Below are 16,505 nucleotides of genomic sequence, written 5' to 3'. Positions count from 1 at the left end.
CGGCGTTATTGGACAACGACGGGAATCTTGCCGATCCGCGCCTGCCATTCCCTCGGGCCGGTCTGGTGCACCGAGGTGCCGGACGAATCCACCGCCACGGTCACCGGCATGTCCCTGACCTCGAATTCGTAGATCGCCTCCATGCCCAGGTCCGCGAAGCCGACCACCCGGCTGGCCTTGATCGCCTTGGACACCAGGTACGCCGCGCCGCCGACGGCCATCAGGTAGACCGAGCGGTGCTTCTTGATCGCCTCGATCGCCGCCGGGCCGCGCTCGGCCTTGCCGACCATGCCCAGCAAACCGGTCTGCGCCAGCACCTGCTCGGTGAACTTGTCCATGCGCGTGGCGGTGGTCGGGCCTGCCGGACCGACCACCTCGTCGCGCACCGGATCGACCGGGCCGACGTAGTAGATGAAACGGCCGTTGAAATCGACCGGCAGCGGCTCACCCTTGTTCAGCATTTCGACCATACGCTTGTGCGCCGCGTCGCGGCCGGTCAGCAGCTTGCCGTTGAGCAGCAGCACTTCGCCCGGCTTCCAGCTCGCCACCTCCTCGCGGGTGACGGCATCCAGGTTCACGCGACGGCCCTTGGAAGCGTCATAGGTGAGCCTGGGCCAGTGCTCCAGCGACGGCGGATCGAGCATCACCGGGCCGGAACCGTCCAGCGTGAAGTGCGCATGGCGGGTCGCCGCGCAGTTGGGAATCATCGCCACCGGCAGGTTGGCCGCGTGGGTCGGGTAGTCCTTGATCTTGACGTCGAGCACCGTGGTCAGGCCGCCCAGGCCCTGCGCGCCTATCCCTAACGCGTTGACCTTCTCGAACAGCTCGATGCGCAGCTCTTCGATGCGGTTGGACGGCCCGCGCGCGATCAGCTCCTGGATGTCGATGTGCTCCATCAGCGATTCCTTCGCCAGCAGCATCGCCTTCTCCGCGGTGCCGCCGATGCCGATGCCGAGCATCCCCGGCGGACACCAGCCCGCGCCCATGGTCGGCACGGTCTTGAGCACCCAGTCGACGATCGAGTCGGACGGGTTGAGCATCACGAACTTGGATTTGGCTTCCGAGCCGCCGCCCTTGGCGGCCACGATCACGTCCACCTTGTCGCCCGGCACGATCGACATGTTGATCACTGCCGGCGTGTTGTCGCGGGTGTTCAGGCGCTTGCCGGCCGGATCGGCCAGCACGCTGGCGCGCAGCTTGTTCTCCGGGTGGTTGTAGGCGCGGCGCACGCCCTCGTTGACCATGTCCTCGAGCGACATCGTGGCGTCCCAGCGCAAGTCCATGCCGACCTTGAGGAACACGGTGACGATGCCGGTGTCCTGGCACAGCGGGCGGTGGCCTTCGGCGGCCATGCGGGAGTTGATCAGGATCTGCGCCATCGCGTCGCGCGCGGCGGGCGACTCCTCGCGTTCGTAGGCGGCGGCGAGGCTCTGGATGTAATCGACCGGGTGGTAGTAGCTGATGTACTGCAGCGCGTCGGCGACGGACTGGATCAGGTCGTCTTGCTTGATGGTGGTCATGGGCGGCTTTTCGGCTTCAACGCACCGCTTTGTGCGGCGCACAAGCCGGCTATTGTGCCGCAGCGGGCCGGGCCGGACAAAACAACGGCCGCCCAGGGCGGCCGTCGTGGTGGCCAGGCAGCGCCGTTCAGAAGCGGTATTCGGCCGTCACCATCCAGCTGCCGACGTTGGCGTCGGCGGAGACCTCGTCGGTGCTGGCGTCGACGTGGTAGTTGTCGTAATTCACGCCCAGGCTGAAGTTCGACGAGAAGTCCTAACCGGCGCCGACGCCGGCGTACCAGCCCTCGCCGTCGACACTGCTGTTGCCGTTCATCGAGCCGGCCGGCGTGCTCACGCGGTAGCCGACATCGCTGGAGGCATGCAGCCAGCCGCCGCGGGCCGATACTAACCACTGGTCGGCGATATGGTATTTGCCGGTTACGCCGAGCAGCCAGCCCTTCGCATGGACGGTGGCCTCTTCGAGGACCGCACCGCTGATCAGCGAGGCCTTCAGCTCGCCCAGGTCGACGTAGCCGCCCTCGACCCCGAAGTCCACCGGGCCGTGCCACTGGTAGCCCAATCGCAGGGCCGCGGCGGTGTCGGTGTTGTCCTGGGCATGGTTGCCGCCGGTGGTCCCGTCGACGTGGTAGCTGGCCTGGCCCACGCCAGCGCTGACGAAGAATGCATCCTTGTCCTGCGCGAGAGCGGAACTGCAGGCGCCAGCGAGGGCCAGCGCGGAAAGGGAAATCAGGTATTTGTTCATCGGTTCGTCCTTGAAGGAAAAAAAAAGCGGGCCTTCGCAGGCCCGCCGTCGATCGATCAGAAGCGGAATTCGGCGGTCACCGTGTACACGCCGATGTTCGCCTTGATGTTGCCCAGCTCAGTGCCGCTGTCGACCTTGCCGTGGTAGTTGTCGTAGTTCAGGCCGAGGCTGAAGTTCGGCGCGAAGTTGTAGCCCACGCCCACGCCGCCGTACCAGCCGTTGCCGTTGGCGTCGCCGCTGGCGTACTCGGAATAGTCCGGCGCATCGGCGTAGATCTCCTCGTAGCGATAGGAGGCGTCCGCGGTGGAGCGGAACCAGCCGGCACGCGCCGAGACGAACCACTTGTTGCCGAAGTCGTACTTGCCGTTGGCGCCGAGCAGCCAGCCGCTGGCTTCCACATCGGCCTTCTGGTTGATGATGATGGACGCGTCTTCGTTCTGGGCGTGGTACTTGGCGACCAGCTTGCCGAGGTTGGCGTAACCGCCCTCGACGCCCAGGTCGAAGCCGTTGCCGACCTTCCACGCGTAGCCGAAGCGCAGCGCGCCGGCGGTGTCCTTGTCATCCAGCTTGTAGCCCAGGCCGTCGGTGTGGCCGACGTGGTACTGCGCCTGGCCCACGCCGGCATTGATGAATAAGGAGCCGCTGGCGTCCGCGGCGCCAGCCGAAGCGGAGGCGGCAACGAGCGCCGCGCCGAGGGCGACGGTCAGAATCTTGTTCATGCTTGGAAATCCCTGTTTTTTTGTTGTGTGCAAAGCCCGGCGGGGGCGTGCCGGGCGGCGCGCATTCTAGGCCTGCGCAAGAAATTGCGCTGTAGGCGATCACCTACACTCGCCCTTCCTTCGTTAGCCGGAGCGGCGCCGTGCCCACCTTCGAATTCCTGCAACTGGACGTCTTCGCCTCGCGGCTGCTGGAGGGCAATCCGCTGGCCGTGATCATCGGCGCGGATGCGCTGGACGGGCCGACGATGCAGCGGATAGCGCGCTGGACCAACCTGTCGGAAACCACCTTCCTGCTGCGCCCCACGCAACCGGACGCGGACTATCGCGTGCGCATCTTCACGCCACGCCAGGAACTGCCGTTCGCCGGCCATCCCAGCGTGGGCAGTGCCTATGCCGCGATCGAGGCCGGTTGCGTCCCGGTGCAGTCGACACTGGTGCAGGAATGCGCCGCCGGCCTGCTGCCGGTCACTGTGCAGGGCAGCGGGGCCACCCGCACCATCCACGTGCAGGCGCCGCCGGCGCGCATCGCCCCGGCCGATGCATCGCTTGCAGCGTCGCTTGCCGACGCCCTGGGACTCGAGCTTCCCGCCTCGGCCGTGCATGCGGTCGACAACGGCCCGTTGTGGCTGGCCTGCGACCTCGACCAGGCACGCGCGGTGCGTGGGCTGGCGCCCGACCTGTCGGCGATCGCCGCGCTGTGCCTGGCGCACAACGCCATCGGGGTGAGCGTCTTCGGCGTCGAGGACGGCGGCGACGCCGCGATGGCCGTGCGCGCGTTCTGCCCGGCCGACGGCATTCCGGAAGATCCGGTCACCGGCAGCGCCAACGCGGCGATTGGCGCGCTGCTGCACCACACCGGCGGCCTGGCCCGCTACGGCCATCGCTACGTCGCTAGCCAGGGGCGCGAAGTCGGCCGCGACGGGCGCGTGGCGGTGGGCATCGACGAGGCATCCGGCGCCGTGACGATCGGCGGCCAATGCGTAGTGGGCGTGCGGGGAACGTTCGTTCTCGACTGACGTGACCGCGGCGGAGCGAGGCATGCCTTCCGCCCGGGCCCTGCAGGACGCGTGAGCTCCCTGCCCTTGCCCGCCCCGCGCACACCAGCGATGCTCCGCGCTTCATCCACGCAACGGCATCGACGTGAGCAATCCGACCCACCACTACCGGCGCAGCCTCGGCCCCTGGGACGCGGCATTGATCGTGGTCGGCGGCATCATCGGCGGCGGCATCTTCCTCAATCCGGGCATCGCCGCGCAGCGGACCGAATCGGGCCTGGCGCTGCTGCTGGCGTGGATCGGCGCCGGCCTGCTCACCCTGATCGGCGCACTCTGCTACGCCGAACTCGGCGCGCGTCGGCCCCAGGCGGGCGGCACCTACGTCTACCTTCGCGAGGCGTTCGGGCCGCTGGCCGGTTTCCTGTTCGGCTGGACCATGCTGCTGGTGATCTACTCGGGCTCGACCGCGGCGGTCGCGACCATCTTCGCCAGCTACACGGTCGCCGCCTTCGCCTTGCCGGCATCGGCCGCCTTGCCGCTGACCGTCGGCGCGCTGGTGTTCGTGGCGCTGGTCAACCTGTTCGGACTGAAACTCGGCGCGCAGGTGCAGAACCTGTTCGCGCTGCTCAAGCTGCTGGCGGTCGCGGTGCTGGTGGCGTGCGGCCTGTATCTGGCGGGCGCGCACGCGCCGGCGGCGCTGGCCGTCGACCCGGCGCGCACCGGCGTCGGCTTCATGGGTGCGGCATTGCCGGTGCTGTTCGCCTATTCAGGCTTCACCTACCTCAACAACCTGGCCGGCGAGATCGACGCGCCCCAGCGCAACCTGCCGCGCGCGCTGCTGACCGGCATGGTGGTGGTGATCGCTGCCTACGCGCTGGTCAACCTCGCCTACCTGGCCGTGCTCGGGCACGCCGGACTGGCGGCCAGCACCGCGCCGGCCGCGCAGGTGATGGACCGCATGTTCGGCCCCCTCGGTGCGCGGCTGATGGCGGTGGGCATCGCCATCTCCACGCTGGGGTTCTGCAACATCACGCTGGTCGCCGGCGCGCGCGTGCTGCAGGTGATGGGCGCCGATGGGCTGTTCTTCGGCGCCGTGGCGCGCCTGCATCCGCGCCACCACACGCCGAACGTCGCGCTGGCCGCCCTCTCGGGCTGGGCGATCGTGCTGGCGCTCTCGGGCAGCTACGGCGCGCTGCTGGATTACGCCACCTTCGGCGACTGGCTGGCCTGCGCGGTCGGCGTGGCGACGCTGTTCTGGTATCGCCGCCACGACCGCGGCGAGGTGCGCTTCCGCGTCCCCGGCTACCCGCTGCTGCCGCTGCTGTTCGTCGCCGCGATCGGCGCGGTGGTGGTCGCGACCATGCGCGACAACCCGCGCAACGCCGGCATCGGCGTGCTGATCATGCTGGCCGGCGTGCCGGTGTATTACCTCTGGCGGCGGGTGGCGCCGCGCCGGTAACGCTGGCCGGGCTCCCTGCAGGAGCGCACCCTGTGCGCGACCAGCGGTCGGCTATCCGGGCTACGTCGAGCGCCCATGCACGGATGGCCCGGGCGCCCTGCCTGGCGAGGCATCCGGCCGGAACGACCCGAGCGCGACCGCATGCGATCGCCCCAGGGGCGCCCGCGACGGCCCCGCCATTCCGCCTGAACGTCCCGGCCGCCCCCGGCTGCCTCATCACCTGCGCGATGCCACAATAGGCGACCCTCGCAAGGAGTCCCCCCGATGCAGCAAGCGCAAGCCCAGGGCCTGCCGCCCGCCACCACCGGCGACATCACGCCGGAACCGGTGCGCGAGGGCATCGACCTGATTGTCAATGGCGAGCGCTTCCGGCACACCGGCGATCCCTTGATGCCGCTGCTATGGTACCTGCGCGACGTGTTGCGCCTGACCGGCACCAAGCTGGGCGATGCGCACGGCGAGGACGGCTACGATCTGGTGCTGGTCAACGGCAAGGCGGTCTCGGCGATCAAGCGCCCGATGGCCAAGCTGGTCGGCGCCCGCGTGACCACCGTCGAGGGCCTGGCCCGCGCCGACGGCAGCCTGCACCCGTTGCAGCAGGCCTTCATTGACGAGGACGCCATCGGCTGCGGCTACTGCACGCCCGGTTGGCTGATCGCCGGCATCGACCTGCTCGCGCGCAAGCCCAGGCCTTCCGACGAGGACATCGACAAGCTTCCCAACCGCTGCCGCTGTGGCGCGCAGACGCGCGTGCGCCGCGCGATCAAGCGTGCCGCGGGGATGAAGGCATGAGCGCCGGTCCGCAGCTCTCGCGTCGGCGCTTCCTGCAGGTGCTCGCCGGCACCGCGGGCGCCCTGGTCGTCGGCGTGGGTTACGCCGACGCCGAAGTGCCGATTCCGGCGGCCATGCTCGGCGACGACTTCGGCAAGCTCGGCGCCTACGTGCGCATCGACCGCGAAGGCAACGTGCTGATCGGCGCGCGCGACCCCGACACCGGCACCGGCACAGCGACCGCGCTGCCGCGCATCATCGCCGAGGAACTGGACGCGGACTGGACCCGCGTCACCGTGGTGCCGCTGGGACTGGGCGTGGAGGCGAAGGACGGCAAACCGGTGTGGACCTACGGCCACCAGCGCAGCGGTACCGGCGATTCGATCCCCGCCGCCTGGGCGGACCTGCGCCAGGCCGGTGCGCTGGCGCGCTGGCTGATCACCCAGGCCGCCGCGCGGCGCCTGGGCATCGCCGCGGACCGCCTGCGCTGCGAGGCCGGCATGGTGGTCACGCCGGACGGCCGGCGCTTCCCCTACGGCAGCCTGGTCGAGGCGGCGGGCAAGATCGATCCGCCCAACGCCCCGCTGCCGCTCAAACCACCGCAGCGCTATACGCTGATCGGCCAGCCGGCCGGCGACGTCGATGCCCGGCAGATCGTCACCGGCCAGACCCGCTACGCGCTGGACGCGCACTACGCCGACGCCCTCGTCGCCGTGCTCGCGCAGTGCCCCTGGCCCGACGGCAGCCTGGCCAGCATCGAGACCGCCCCGGCCCTGGCCATCAAGGGCGTGGTCAAGGTGATGCCGATCCATCCTGAAGCGGACGTGCCCCCGGGCGAGACCGCGATCGCGCCGGCCGTGGCCGTCCTGGCCGAAAACACCTGGGCCGCGCTGCGCGGCCTGGCCGAGCTCAAACTCGAATGGAAACCCGGCGCCCACAGCGCCGAGCAGGACAGCGGCAAGCTCGAGACCCAGGCCCTCGCCCTGCTCGACACCGACAGCGCGCCGACCACCCGCGTGCGCGACGAGGGCGACCTCAAGGCCGCCAACCGCAAGGCCGCGCGCCGCGTCGAAGCCACCTACGTGCAGCCGTGGCTCGCCCACGCCACGCCCGAGCCGATGAACTGCCTGGTGCGCCTGGACAAGGACCAGGCCACGCTGGTGGTGCCGACCCAGGCGCCGAAGCAGGCCTGGTCCGTGGTGCAGCGCCTGACCGGCCTGGCACCGGACCGCATCGCCATCGAAGTACCCCGCGTGGGCGGCGGCTACGGTCGTCGGCTCGACCACGACTACGTCGCCGAGGCGGTGATGCTGGCCAAGGCCGTCGACAAGCCCGTGCGCCTGATGTGGACGCGCGAGCAGGGCCTGACCCACGACTACTACCGCTCCGGCACGGTGCACAAGATCAAGGCGATCATCGGCCGCAAGCGCCGCGTCATCGCCTGGGACCAGCGCATGGCCAGCGCCTCGGCGCTCACCGGCCGCGGCGTTGCCGCCGACCGCCTGTGGACATCCGAAGTGGCCGCCGACCAGTTGCCCGCCGGGCTGGTCCCCGCCTACCGCAGCGACTGGTACAGCCTTGCTTCGGCCATGCCGCGCGGTCCGTTCCGCGGGGAGCCGCATGTCACCAACGCCTTCGCGGTCGAGAGCTTCGTCGACGAGATCGCCCACACCCTGCGCGAAGACCCGCTGGACACCCGCCTGCGCCTGCTCGGCGACGCCCGGCAGATCCCGCTGACCGGCGGCGGCATGCTCGACGTCGGGCGCCTGCTCAATGTGCTCAAGCTGGTCACCGACCGCATCGAGTGGAAGAACTGGCTGCACAACGTCAACGGCATGGGCATGGCCTGCTGGCACATCGACGGCGCCTACGTCGCCCATGCCATCGAGGCCACCTTGCATGGCGACAAGCTCGAGATCGTGCGCGTCGTCTGCGCCGTGGACGTCGGCTGCGTCATCAACCCGCTAGGCCTCCAGGGCCAGGTCGCCGGCGCCACGCTCGACGCCCTCTCCAATGCGCTCAACCCGGCGATCACCTTCAGGAACGGGCAGGTCCAGCAGCAGAACTTCAAGGACTACCCACTCGCCAGCATGGCCCAGCTGCCAAACGACGTGGAAGTCATCCTGGTCCCCAATGACCGCGCCCCCACCGGCGCCAGCTTCCTGGCCATGCCCACCGCCGCCCCCGCCCTGGCCAACGCCGTCTTCCGCGCCAGCGCGGTGCGCGTGCGCCGGCTGCCGCTGATGAAAGAACTCCTGCGCCTGCTCTGAGCCAAAACCCCCAAGCCGGCGCGGGCAAGCCAGCCCGCGCCGACCATACCGCTTATCCCTCCGCTTTCGCGTCGATAAAATCTAGTGTCCCGTTCGGCGCAATATGCAATAGAGCGCCAGCCGTTCTCCGAACGGCCGCGAACGTCGTTTCTTACTGAAGGCCAAAAGAATTTTCGTCTCTTGACCTGAGTCCGTGCGCGTCCCACGATCGGTGCATATGCCCCGATTCGGGGTCTACTTAGCGTTATACGGACATGACAAAGATCGGCATCATTGGCAGCGCAGCAATCGGATTGCTGGGCGTCGCACTAGTCCTGGCCCTGCATCTAGGCCTGTTTGCGCCAAGGCTTGCCCAGGTCATGGGTACGCCTATCCGAGAAACGCCACTCGTCGATCTTTCTGGACACAAACACTCGTTCCAGGAGCTCCGCGGGCAACCGGTCAGCCTTTACTTCTGGGCGACGTGGTGCAGCCCCTGCCTGAAGCACCTAGCGGAACTAGGAAAGGCCAAGGGCGCCCGAGACACGCTACCTATTGCCCTCGAAGACGACCCGCGTGTAGTGGCGCGAACACTTCAGCGAGTGGGCTACCGCGGGCCCGTGTGGGTAGCTACCGACGGCATGTCGCTTCTACAACGTCGGTACGCTGGCAACGACACATGTCGCTTCTACAACGTCGGTACGCTGGCAACGACAAACGTGCCGTTCCTTTCGAAGTCAGGCTGGATGCAAAAGGTAGAATTTTGGGCGCCAAATATGGCGGGTAACGTATAACTATTCGTCAAGCGGACGCGCGTACCGCGCGCCCCTTGACTCGGGCCGCATCCCAGAATGCCGTACTTCAAAGTCAGACTTTCCGGCGCTGGCATATCTCTTCCCATTGACGGGGACGATCCTGCAATTGGCTTTTTCGCGACCCGTCTTGTTCGCGCGCGGGACCCGGCGCACGCTGCCAGTCTGGCCATAGAGCTTGTCTTGTCTGAGTGGCGCCCTGGCGCAACCTATGCCGCAAGCAATCTTGGCTTGCTGCCCGCCCTGGTAGTGGAGGAGTCGTGGCAGGTTGGGTTCCTTGCAGGCATTCTTGGGCGTAGGCTTGGCGGCTATTCGTTCTACACCCATGACTAGCCTGCGCCTAACAAATCGTTCAATGCGGGCGCTTCGCTGCCGCTTAACTCCAGCGTTAGGCCATGAGGATCTACGTGCGTACCCCACGAAGCTTTGCTCTGATCGCTCTCGGGTTGTGTTCAGTGGGTTTGGTTCAAGCCTCCACCCTCCAATGCGACGGCAACACGCTCGAAATCCAAGCATGCATCGGGAAGAAGCTTGATAAGGCGAACTCCCGCCTTGCCAGATATCTAACCGCAGCACAGGCGAGGATAGATAATGATTTTGCTTCAAGGCCAAACCTCAAGACCGCACAGGCTGCCTGGTTGCGCTACCGTGAACTTGAGTGCGGAGACGTCTTCGAGCTATGGGCGCAGGGCACGTACCGAACGACTGCAAGTGCCGAGTGCATGCTTCGGCTCACCGAGGAGCGTACTCATGAGATATGGCAGGCGTACCTTACCTACCAAGATTCCACCCCGCCGCTGCTTCCCGAGCCTCGGTAGGTGTTCGGGCCTTCGCAGGCCTAACCACTTGTAGGCGGATGGCTTCGCCGCCGCTTGACTCCAGCGTTAGGCCCTTGATGGATACTTCATTCACACTCGCTTACGCAACCGGTCTTCTCTTCTTCTGGTCCGGCATCGGCACGACCGTATGGCGCGTGGTTCAAATGGCTTGCCGGGTTTCGCTGAGCGGCGCGGTTCGTTTTGCGGTGGTTTCAATAGCTCTCGCAGTGGCGTCGTATGTCCCAGCCGCGGTTATCGGTGCCTGGGCGTTCTGCTTGTCGTCCACTGGCGGGCTCTGTGCCTTGGGTGGCTATGTCGGCACCGGCTTGGTGGCTGCTGGCGTCGCCCTGCTTTACCGTTCTTTCCGCGCACTTCGCGAACCCGCTGCATCCTGACCATTCTTTCAGGTCCGTCGCTCGGCGCCTGGCCTATTCAAACGGTAGGCCGCGACCGAGACATCCGTGCCGACCGGAAACCCGCAGCAAACGAACGCGCTTATCGCGTACTGCCCAGTCCGCGTGAGGGAAGCCCATGGACTTCAGCGACCTGAAAGAAGCAGCGCTCCGTCTGAACGCGCTGTACGAGAAGCTCGAAACAAAGCGATGGGGGCGCATCTGGACCACGCAGGAGCTCGCGCTTGGTTTCGTCGGCGACGTGGGCGACCTGGCAAAGCTTGTCCAGGCGCACGCCGGCGTGCGCGATATCGATGACTGCAAAGCAAAACTCGGCCACGAGCTGTCGGACTGTCTGTGGTCGATCATGGTCCTGGCAGACAAGTGCGGCATCGATCTGCAGGCCGAGTTCGTCAGGAACACCGAAGAACTGGTTGCTTATGTATCCGGCGAGCTCGGCAACTAGCCTGCCGCGAATGCGGTGGACGCCCGAGCGAGCTTTCGGCGATACCCACGCTGAAACCCAGGTCCGATAAACCATCAGCTACAGCGCCCATGGAAGGCCAGCGCGGTGCACCCCAGCTAGCTGATGCCAACGTGCAGGGACATCGCCGCCTCGCATTCAATCCACCCCTTCCTGCTGTTTCGCTGGCGCAAACAGGCGCGCGCGAGCACGATCATGGCGAAAGGTGTGGATGTCGGGCCTTGGCAGATAGGGAGAACGGACATGCTCGCAGCTTTGGTATTTGCAACCGTGCTCGCAACGTCGCAGATGGGCTTCGATGAGGCCAAGGCGCTTGCGGACAGGAACGAAGCCAGCCTGGATCGCGCGACGAGCGCGCAACTGGTGGAGGCGCAGGGCAAGGCCCTGCATCAAGCGGTAGCGGCTTGTGCGCGACCGGATGCGGACGTCTCGCGCTTTACCGTGGTGTTGTCCTTGAATGCTGACGGTTCGACGCAAGCAAGCTGGCTGCAAGGCTCGACCGCGCTCGCCAGGTGTGTACGCAACAGGCTGGCGGACGCCGGGCTGGCAGGGCGCTGGACTACGCCCTTCTACACGTCCTTCGAGGTGTCGTTCGACGGCACCTGACGGCCCGGCGGAAGCCTCGATGCCGCTTGAACACCTGCCTGCGGAATGCTGCTGCTTGCGTGCCTGCCGGTGCAAGGCCCGCTTGTGCGACGCTGAGCAGCCGGGCCAGCGCGGCTGGCAGTGGAAGTTGCAGCCGAGGGGTCGCTACCGGCCCCGTCACCTCGTCGCCGGATAGGGCTTCGCCTGCAGCAGCCCAGCCAGGTGCGCCGCGTTGCACGCCTGCGTCTGGATCGCCCCGGCCAGCGCCTTGGGTGTCTGGTCGAGGTCGATGTAGTTCTTCTTGTGCATGGCCTCGCCCACCCAGTAGGTGGAGCTGCCGCCCGGGATGCTGAAGCCGACGTCGGCCAGCGCCTGGTAGAGCTCGGCGGTGACGTGGTGTGCACCGTCCTCGTTGCCGACCACGCTGACGATGGCGACCTTGCCGAAGGTGGGATAGATGCCGTGCTCGTCGATTTCCCCGAACACCGCGTCGAGCCGCTCGAGCACGCGCTTGGCGATGCTGCAGGGCTGGCCCATCCAGATCGGGGTGGCGAGGACGAAGATGTTCGCCTCGTCGATGCGCTTGCGGATCGCCGGCCACCCATCGCCCGGACCTTCGTCGGTTTTCACGCCGGGCTTGATGTCGTGATCGACGGCGCGTTCATACGAGGTGCTGACGCCGTAGCCATCGAGCGCGCGCAATACCTGGTCGAGCAGTTTCTGGGTCGAGGACGGCTGGTTGTCGCGCTTGAGCGTGCAGTTGAGGCCGAAGGCGGAGAGCATGGCGGCTCCTTGGACGAAGCGGGTCCTGCAGTCTGCGCGTGGCCTTGTCTAGCCCGGGTCGGCAGCGCGGGCGGGCCCTCTTCACAACCGGGAGAACACGTCCACCATGGCCGAGTCGTTGCGCCGGTAGTGCGGTCCGGGGCCGTCGAAATACCGTCCAGCACGGCCAGGTCGAGCATATGCGCGACGTCGAACAACCGCTCGGACGGCGCCTCACCGTTGACCTGCCGGCCGCGCAGCAGCTCGGTGCCGCGCGTCCCCCTGCCGTGGCATTGCGGCTGCACGACACGCAGCTTGCCCTGGTAGACGAAGCCCAAGGGCCTTCTTTCGCGGATGGCTCGATCGATGAGGGTGTTGGGCATGGGCGGCTCTCCGCGCGTCGTGCCCCTGGCCCGCGCACGGCTGCGGTATGTCGCAAGCCTGCGCCCGCCGGCGTGGAAGGACGGTCAGCCCGCGGGCGAGATGGCCTCGACGGACTTGGGCACGCGACGCAACCAGCGGTCACGCAGCCAGCGGTCGCACGGCGTCGACCAGCAACGTGCAATCAGCGCGCCGAGCCCCCAGCACGCCACGAACGCCGGTAGATACCAGAGGTAGCCGCTGCGCGCGTCGGCACCGCTCCCGCGGAACAGCCGTAACAGCACGAACACCACGAACATGTGGCTGAGGTAGATCTCGTAGCTGAGCCGGCCCCAGCTGCATAGCCAGCGCAGGCCGCGTGGCACGCGCGGCGGCGCGCCGCGAAAGGCGAGCAGCAGCACCAGCGTGGAGCCGGTGAGCAGCAGCATCACGCCCTCGTGCAGCAGCGGCCACAGCCAGTGGCCGCCCAGCGTCGCGCCGAGCAGCCCGAGCGCACCGCCCCAACGCAGCAGTCGGGCCGCGCGAGGCGGGATGGAAGCGAGACGGGCGGACCACAACGCGCCGAGCACGCCGGTGGCGATCGCCGCCATGCCCGGCAGGTACGCCTTCTCCTGCCAGATCTCGTTGCCGTCCAGCGCCGCGCGGGTCCATGGCAGCGACAGCGCCAGCGTCAGCAGCAACGGCACCAGCACCCAGGTGCGCCGGACGAGCAGGCAGGCCAGCGGAAAGCCCAGGTAGAACGCCTCCTCGATCGACAGCGACCAGAGCACGTCCCAGTTGCCCGGCAGGTAGCCGGTGTGTCCTTCGTACCAGTTCAGGTGCAGGCCGAGCGCGGCGAGCAGCGCGCCGCGGAGCGATTGGCCCGGACGATGGATGGTGTAGTCCGCCACGCCCAGCCGGTGCAGCACGGCCAGCACCGCCAGCAACGCGACCAGGCAGGGCACGATGCGGGCGAAGCGGCGGGCGTAGAAGGCTTTCACGTCGATCCGGGCCAGGCTGCCCCAGCGTTCCAGCGCGTTGCCGGTAATCAGGAAGCCGGAGATCACGAAGAACACGAACACCGCTTCGTAGCCGTTGTAGTTGAGTGCCTGCAGCAACCGCACTGGCAGCACGTCTGCCAGCGCCGTGGCCTTCAGCGGCAGGCGCATCGGCAGGCCCAGGTGGTTGAGCAGAACGAACACGATCGCCAGCCCGCGCAGCAGGTCGATGCCGGCGTTGCGCGGGCGCGGGGCATGGCCGATCTCAGCCATAGCGCTTGAGCTCGCCCTCGTCCTTCAGGCTGAACGGGGTGAAGTGGGTGTGCTCGTCGTAGGTGTCCACGCCCTCGCGCGACTTGAGGAAGCCGACCACCGCGTAGGTCAGCGGCGTGAACACCACTTCCACCGCGACTTTCATCGCCCAGTTGAAGGCGATCACCTTGAGGATGGTCTGGCCCTCCCAGATGCCGGTGAAGGCGATCGGGTAGAAGGTCAGGCTGTCCACGCCCTGCCCCACCAGGGTCGAGCCGATGGTGCGCGTCCACAGCATGCGGCCGCGGGTCCAGATCTTCATGCGCGCCAGCACGAAGGAGTTGGCGAAGTCGCCCAGCCAGTAGGCCACGATGGAGGCGAGCGCGATGCGCCAGGTGCCGCCGAAGACTACCTCCAGCGCCGGCTGCAGTTGCGCGTTGAACGGCTCGCTCGGGCTCGGTGGCATGTGGATGATCGCCTGCGACATCGCCGTGGCGAACAGCATGGCGCCGAAGCCCGCCCAGATCGCCCGCCGCGCGCGGGCATAGCCGTACACCTCGGTGAGCACGTCGCCGAAAATGTAGCTCGCCGGGAAGAACAGGTTGCCAGCGCCGAAGGACAACGCACCCAGCACCGGCAACGTGATCGTGCAGACCTTGGCCGGGCCGATCAGGTTGGAACACAGCAACACGGCGACCATGCCGCCCACCAGCAGGTCGTAGTAGCGGAAGCCGCGCATCGGTGCGGCGGGTGTGGATGCTTGCATGGGGCCCCCTTGGCGTGGAGGCAGAGGATAACCGGACCAGGAGCGGGGGGCCTGGGGCTCCCTCGCCCCTTCGGGGAGAGGGCTGGGGTGAGGGGACGCGCTTGCGGGAAACCGAGCCAGGCGAGAGAGAGCAGCTTCAATCCGGCACGGCGTGGCAGTCCCGCGAGCCCCGGCCCCTCACCCCGGCCCTCTCCCCGAAGGGGAGAGGGAGCAAGGCGCGTAGCTAGCTGCCATCGGCAGGGGGAGAAGGATGCAACCTTGGCCCCCACTCTCCGTGGGGAGCGGGAGCAAGGCGAGGCGGCTAGTCGTCGGCCGCATCCACGCCGGGGAACAGCACGTCGGTGAAACCGAACTTGGCGAAGTCGGTGATGCGCGAGGGATACAGGCGCCCGATCAGGTGGTCGCATTCGTGCTGTACCACCCGGGCGTGGAAGCCCTCGGCAGTGCGGTCGATCGGCTGGCCCTTCGGGTCGATGCCCTGGTAGCGGATCAGCGTGAAGCGGTTCACCGCGCCGCGCAGGCCGGGGACCGACAGGCAGCCTTCCCAGCCTTCTTCCATGTCCTGCGAGGCCGGTGTCACCAGCGGGTTGAGCAGGATCGTGCGCGGGACTGCCGGGGCATCCGGATACCGATCGGACCGGTCGAAGCCGAAGATGACCAGTTGCAGGTCCACGCCGATTTGCGGTGCGGCCAGGCCGACGCCGCCGGCGGCTTCCATGGTGTCGAACATGTCCTGGATGAGCTGATCCAGTTCGGCGCTGCCGATCATCGCCGAGGGCACGGCGGTAGCGATACGCGTCAGGCGGGGATCGCCCATCTTGAGGATGTCGCGGATCATCTTGGGCCTCGCGGTGGATACCGGTACAGGTCTGCGGGCGCCGTCGGGCCATTACAAGATGGTCCCGCAGGGTGGGCTTCAGCTCACCAGCTCCGGTACGCCCGGATGGTGGGCTGAAGCCCACCCTACGAAGTTCAGCGGCTGCCGAACACTTTTTTCAGCAGGTCGGTGGTGCGTGCGGCGGGATTCCTGCGGATCGCCTGCTCCTGTTCGCCGATCATGGTGAACAGGCCATCGAGCGTCTTCTGGGTGACGTAGTCATCCAGGTCGAGCGGGTTGCGCTTGCCGTCGTTGCCGCCCAGCGCGCCGAGCACGTCGCCCAGTCCGCCGCCCCCGCCGGCCGCGGTGAGCGCCTTGTATTTCTGCGTGACACCGACGCGGTCGGTCGCCTGGGCGACGATCGGATGGATGCGTGCGGTCAGCGCGTCGCCGGCGACGCGGCGGAAGTAATCGGTCGCCGCGTGGTCGCCGCCGGTGAGGATGCCGCGCGCGTCCTGCAGGGTCATCTTGCGGATGGCATCGCCGAAGATGTCGGCCACCTGCGGCACGGCCTTTTCGGCGGCGCGATTCATGCTGAGCTCGAAGGCGTCGACCTTCTCGCCCTGCCCGAGCTGCCGGGCCAGGTCGCCGACCTGCTTGAGCTTGCCCGGCAGCGGGATGCGTACCTTGGCGTTGCCCCAGAAGCCGTCGGTGCGGCCGAGTTCGTTGATCGCGTGGGTGGTGCCCTTGGCGAGCGCTTCCTTGAGGCCGGCGGCGATGTCGCTGCTGGGCAGGCTGGCCGCGCGCGTGGCGTTGGTGGTGTGGCTGCCCTGCTTGAGTTGTTTGAGCAGGTCGTCGAACTGGCCACCGGCAGCAGCCGGCAGCGCGGCAATGGCCAACAGCAAGCCGAGGCAGGCAGTTTGCGGGCGCATGGCGGGACTCCGTGGGGATCCGGCGCGGAGTGTACGCGGGCCCTGGCGCGCGCGCCGTGATCGTCGCCGGCT

The 16,505-nt window shown here is 67.6% G+C and carries 15 protein-coding genes; 7 read left to right on the top strand and 8 right to left on the bottom strand.

The features are described 5' to 3' along the window. Positions 1 to 5 precede the first annotated feature (5 nt). From ACFWZU_RS03600 to ACFWZU_RS03590, 3 genes are all read right to left on the bottom strand, one after another. Positions 6 to 1,520 carry a fumarate hydratase gene (locus tag ACFWZU_RS03600; RefSeq protein WP_439700041.1) on the bottom strand — a complete coding sequence of 505 codons (1,515 nt, stop codon included), beginning with the start codon at positions 1,518 to 1,520 and terminating at the stop codon, positions 6 to 8. 253 nt (positions 1,521 to 1,773) lie between these two features. Beyond that, positions 1,774 to 2,262 carry an outer membrane beta-barrel protein gene (locus tag ACFWZU_RS03595; protein WP_439700040.1) on the bottom strand — a complete coding sequence of 163 codons (489 nt, stop codon included), beginning with the start codon at positions 2,260 to 2,262 and terminating at the stop codon, positions 1,774 to 1,776. A 56-nt stretch (positions 2,263 to 2,318) separates the two neighbouring features. Continuing rightward, positions 2,319 to 2,981 carry an outer membrane beta-barrel protein gene (locus ACFWZU_RS03590; RefSeq protein WP_439700039.1) on the bottom strand — a complete coding sequence of 221 codons (663 nt, stop codon included), beginning with the start codon at positions 2,979 to 2,981 and terminating at the stop codon, positions 2,319 to 2,321. Between the two features lie 140 nt (positions 2,982 to 3,121). On the opposite strand from ACFWZU_RS03590, the gene ACFWZU_RS03585 reads away from it, so the two are divergent. The 7 genes from ACFWZU_RS03585 (at position 3,122) to ACFWZU_RS03555 (ending at position 11,567) form a co-directional block, all read left to right on the top strand. Beyond that, the gene (locus ACFWZU_RS03585) at positions 3,122 to 3,997 is read left to right on the top strand and encodes a PhzF family phenazine biosynthesis protein (protein WP_439700038.1); all 876 of its coding nucleotides are present in this window, start codon (positions 3,122 to 3,124) and stop codon (positions 3,995 to 3,997) included. A gap of 124 nt (positions 3,998 to 4,121) precedes the next feature. Continuing rightward, positions 4,122 to 5,435: an APC family permease gene (locus ACFWZU_RS03580; protein ID WP_439700037.1), complete on the top strand. Its 1,314-nt coding sequence runs from the start codon at positions 4,122 to 4,124 to the stop codon at positions 5,433 to 5,435. Between the two features lie 264 nt (positions 5,436 to 5,699). After that, entirely contained in the window at positions 5,700 to 6,227 is a 528-nt protein-coding gene (locus ACFWZU_RS03575; RefSeq protein ID WP_439700036.1) for a (2Fe-2S)-binding protein, read from the top strand. Further along, complete coding sequence (locus ACFWZU_RS03570; protein WP_439700035.1) at positions 6,224 to 8,476, top strand: molybdopterin cofactor-binding domain-containing protein; 2,253 nt, start codon at positions 6,224 to 6,226, stop codon at positions 8,474 to 8,476. Before ACFWZU_RS03575 ends, ACFWZU_RS03570 begins: the two co-directional genes overlap by 4 nt. A gap of 1,186 nt (positions 8,477 to 9,662) precedes the next feature. Further along, positions 9,663 to 10,085 carry a lysozyme inhibitor LprI family protein gene (locus ACFWZU_RS03565; RefSeq protein WP_439700034.1) on the top strand — a complete coding sequence of 141 codons (423 nt, stop codon included), beginning with the start codon at positions 9,663 to 9,665 and terminating at the stop codon, positions 10,083 to 10,085. Between the two features lie 531 nt (positions 10,086 to 10,616). Then, complete coding sequence (locus ACFWZU_RS03560; RefSeq protein WP_439700033.1) at positions 10,617 to 10,943, top strand: nucleotide pyrophosphohydrolase; 327 nt, start codon at positions 10,617 to 10,619, stop codon at positions 10,941 to 10,943. A gap of 261 nt (positions 10,944 to 11,204) precedes the next feature. Beyond that, positions 11,205 to 11,567, top strand: coding sequence for a hypothetical protein (locus tag ACFWZU_RS03555; protein WP_439700032.1), 363 nt, complete (start codon positions 11,205 to 11,207; stop codon positions 11,565 to 11,567). Positions 11,568 to 11,723: 156 nt separating this feature from the next. Here the strand turns inward: ACFWZU_RS03555 and ACFWZU_RS03550 are convergent, their stop codons facing one another. The 5 genes from ACFWZU_RS03550 to ACFWZU_RS03530 form a co-directional block, all read right to left on the bottom strand. Continuing rightward, a complete protein-coding gene (locus ACFWZU_RS03550; protein WP_439700031.1) occupies positions 11,724 to 12,329 on the bottom strand; it encodes a flavodoxin family protein in 606 nt (201 codons plus the stop codon). 446 nt (positions 12,330 to 12,775) lie between these two features. After that, positions 12,776 to 13,939, bottom strand: a complete 1,164-nt coding sequence (locus ACFWZU_RS03545; protein ID WP_439700030.1) for an acyltransferase family protein — start codon at positions 13,937 to 13,939, stop codon at positions 12,776 to 12,778. Beyond that, a complete protein-coding gene (locus ACFWZU_RS03540; RefSeq protein WP_439700029.1) occupies positions 13,932 to 14,684 on the bottom strand; it encodes a queuosine precursor transporter in 753 nt (250 codons plus the stop codon). Before ACFWZU_RS03540 ends, ACFWZU_RS03545 begins: the two co-directional genes overlap by 8 nt. Positions 14,685 to 14,985: 301 nt before the next feature. Next, complete coding sequence (def, locus tag ACFWZU_RS03535) at positions 14,986 to 15,522, bottom strand: peptide deformylase (RefSeq protein WP_439700028.1); 537 nt, start codon at positions 15,520 to 15,522, stop codon at positions 14,986 to 14,988. Between the two features lie 134 nt (positions 15,523 to 15,656). After that, positions 15,657 to 16,433, bottom strand: a complete 777-nt coding sequence (locus tag ACFWZU_RS03530; protein WP_439700027.1) for a DUF4197 domain-containing protein — start codon at positions 16,431 to 16,433, stop codon at positions 15,657 to 15,659. Positions 16,434 to 16,505 lie beyond the last annotated feature (72 nt).

The sequence above is a fragment of the Frateuria sp. GZRR33 genome (assembly GCF_051900425.1).
Taxonomy (GTDB): Bacteria; Pseudomonadota; Gammaproteobacteria; order Xanthomonadales; family Rhodanobacteraceae; genus Frateuria_A.
The sequence above is the reverse complement of the archived record's forward strand: the minus strand, read 5'-3'. Positions and strand labels throughout refer to the sequence as shown.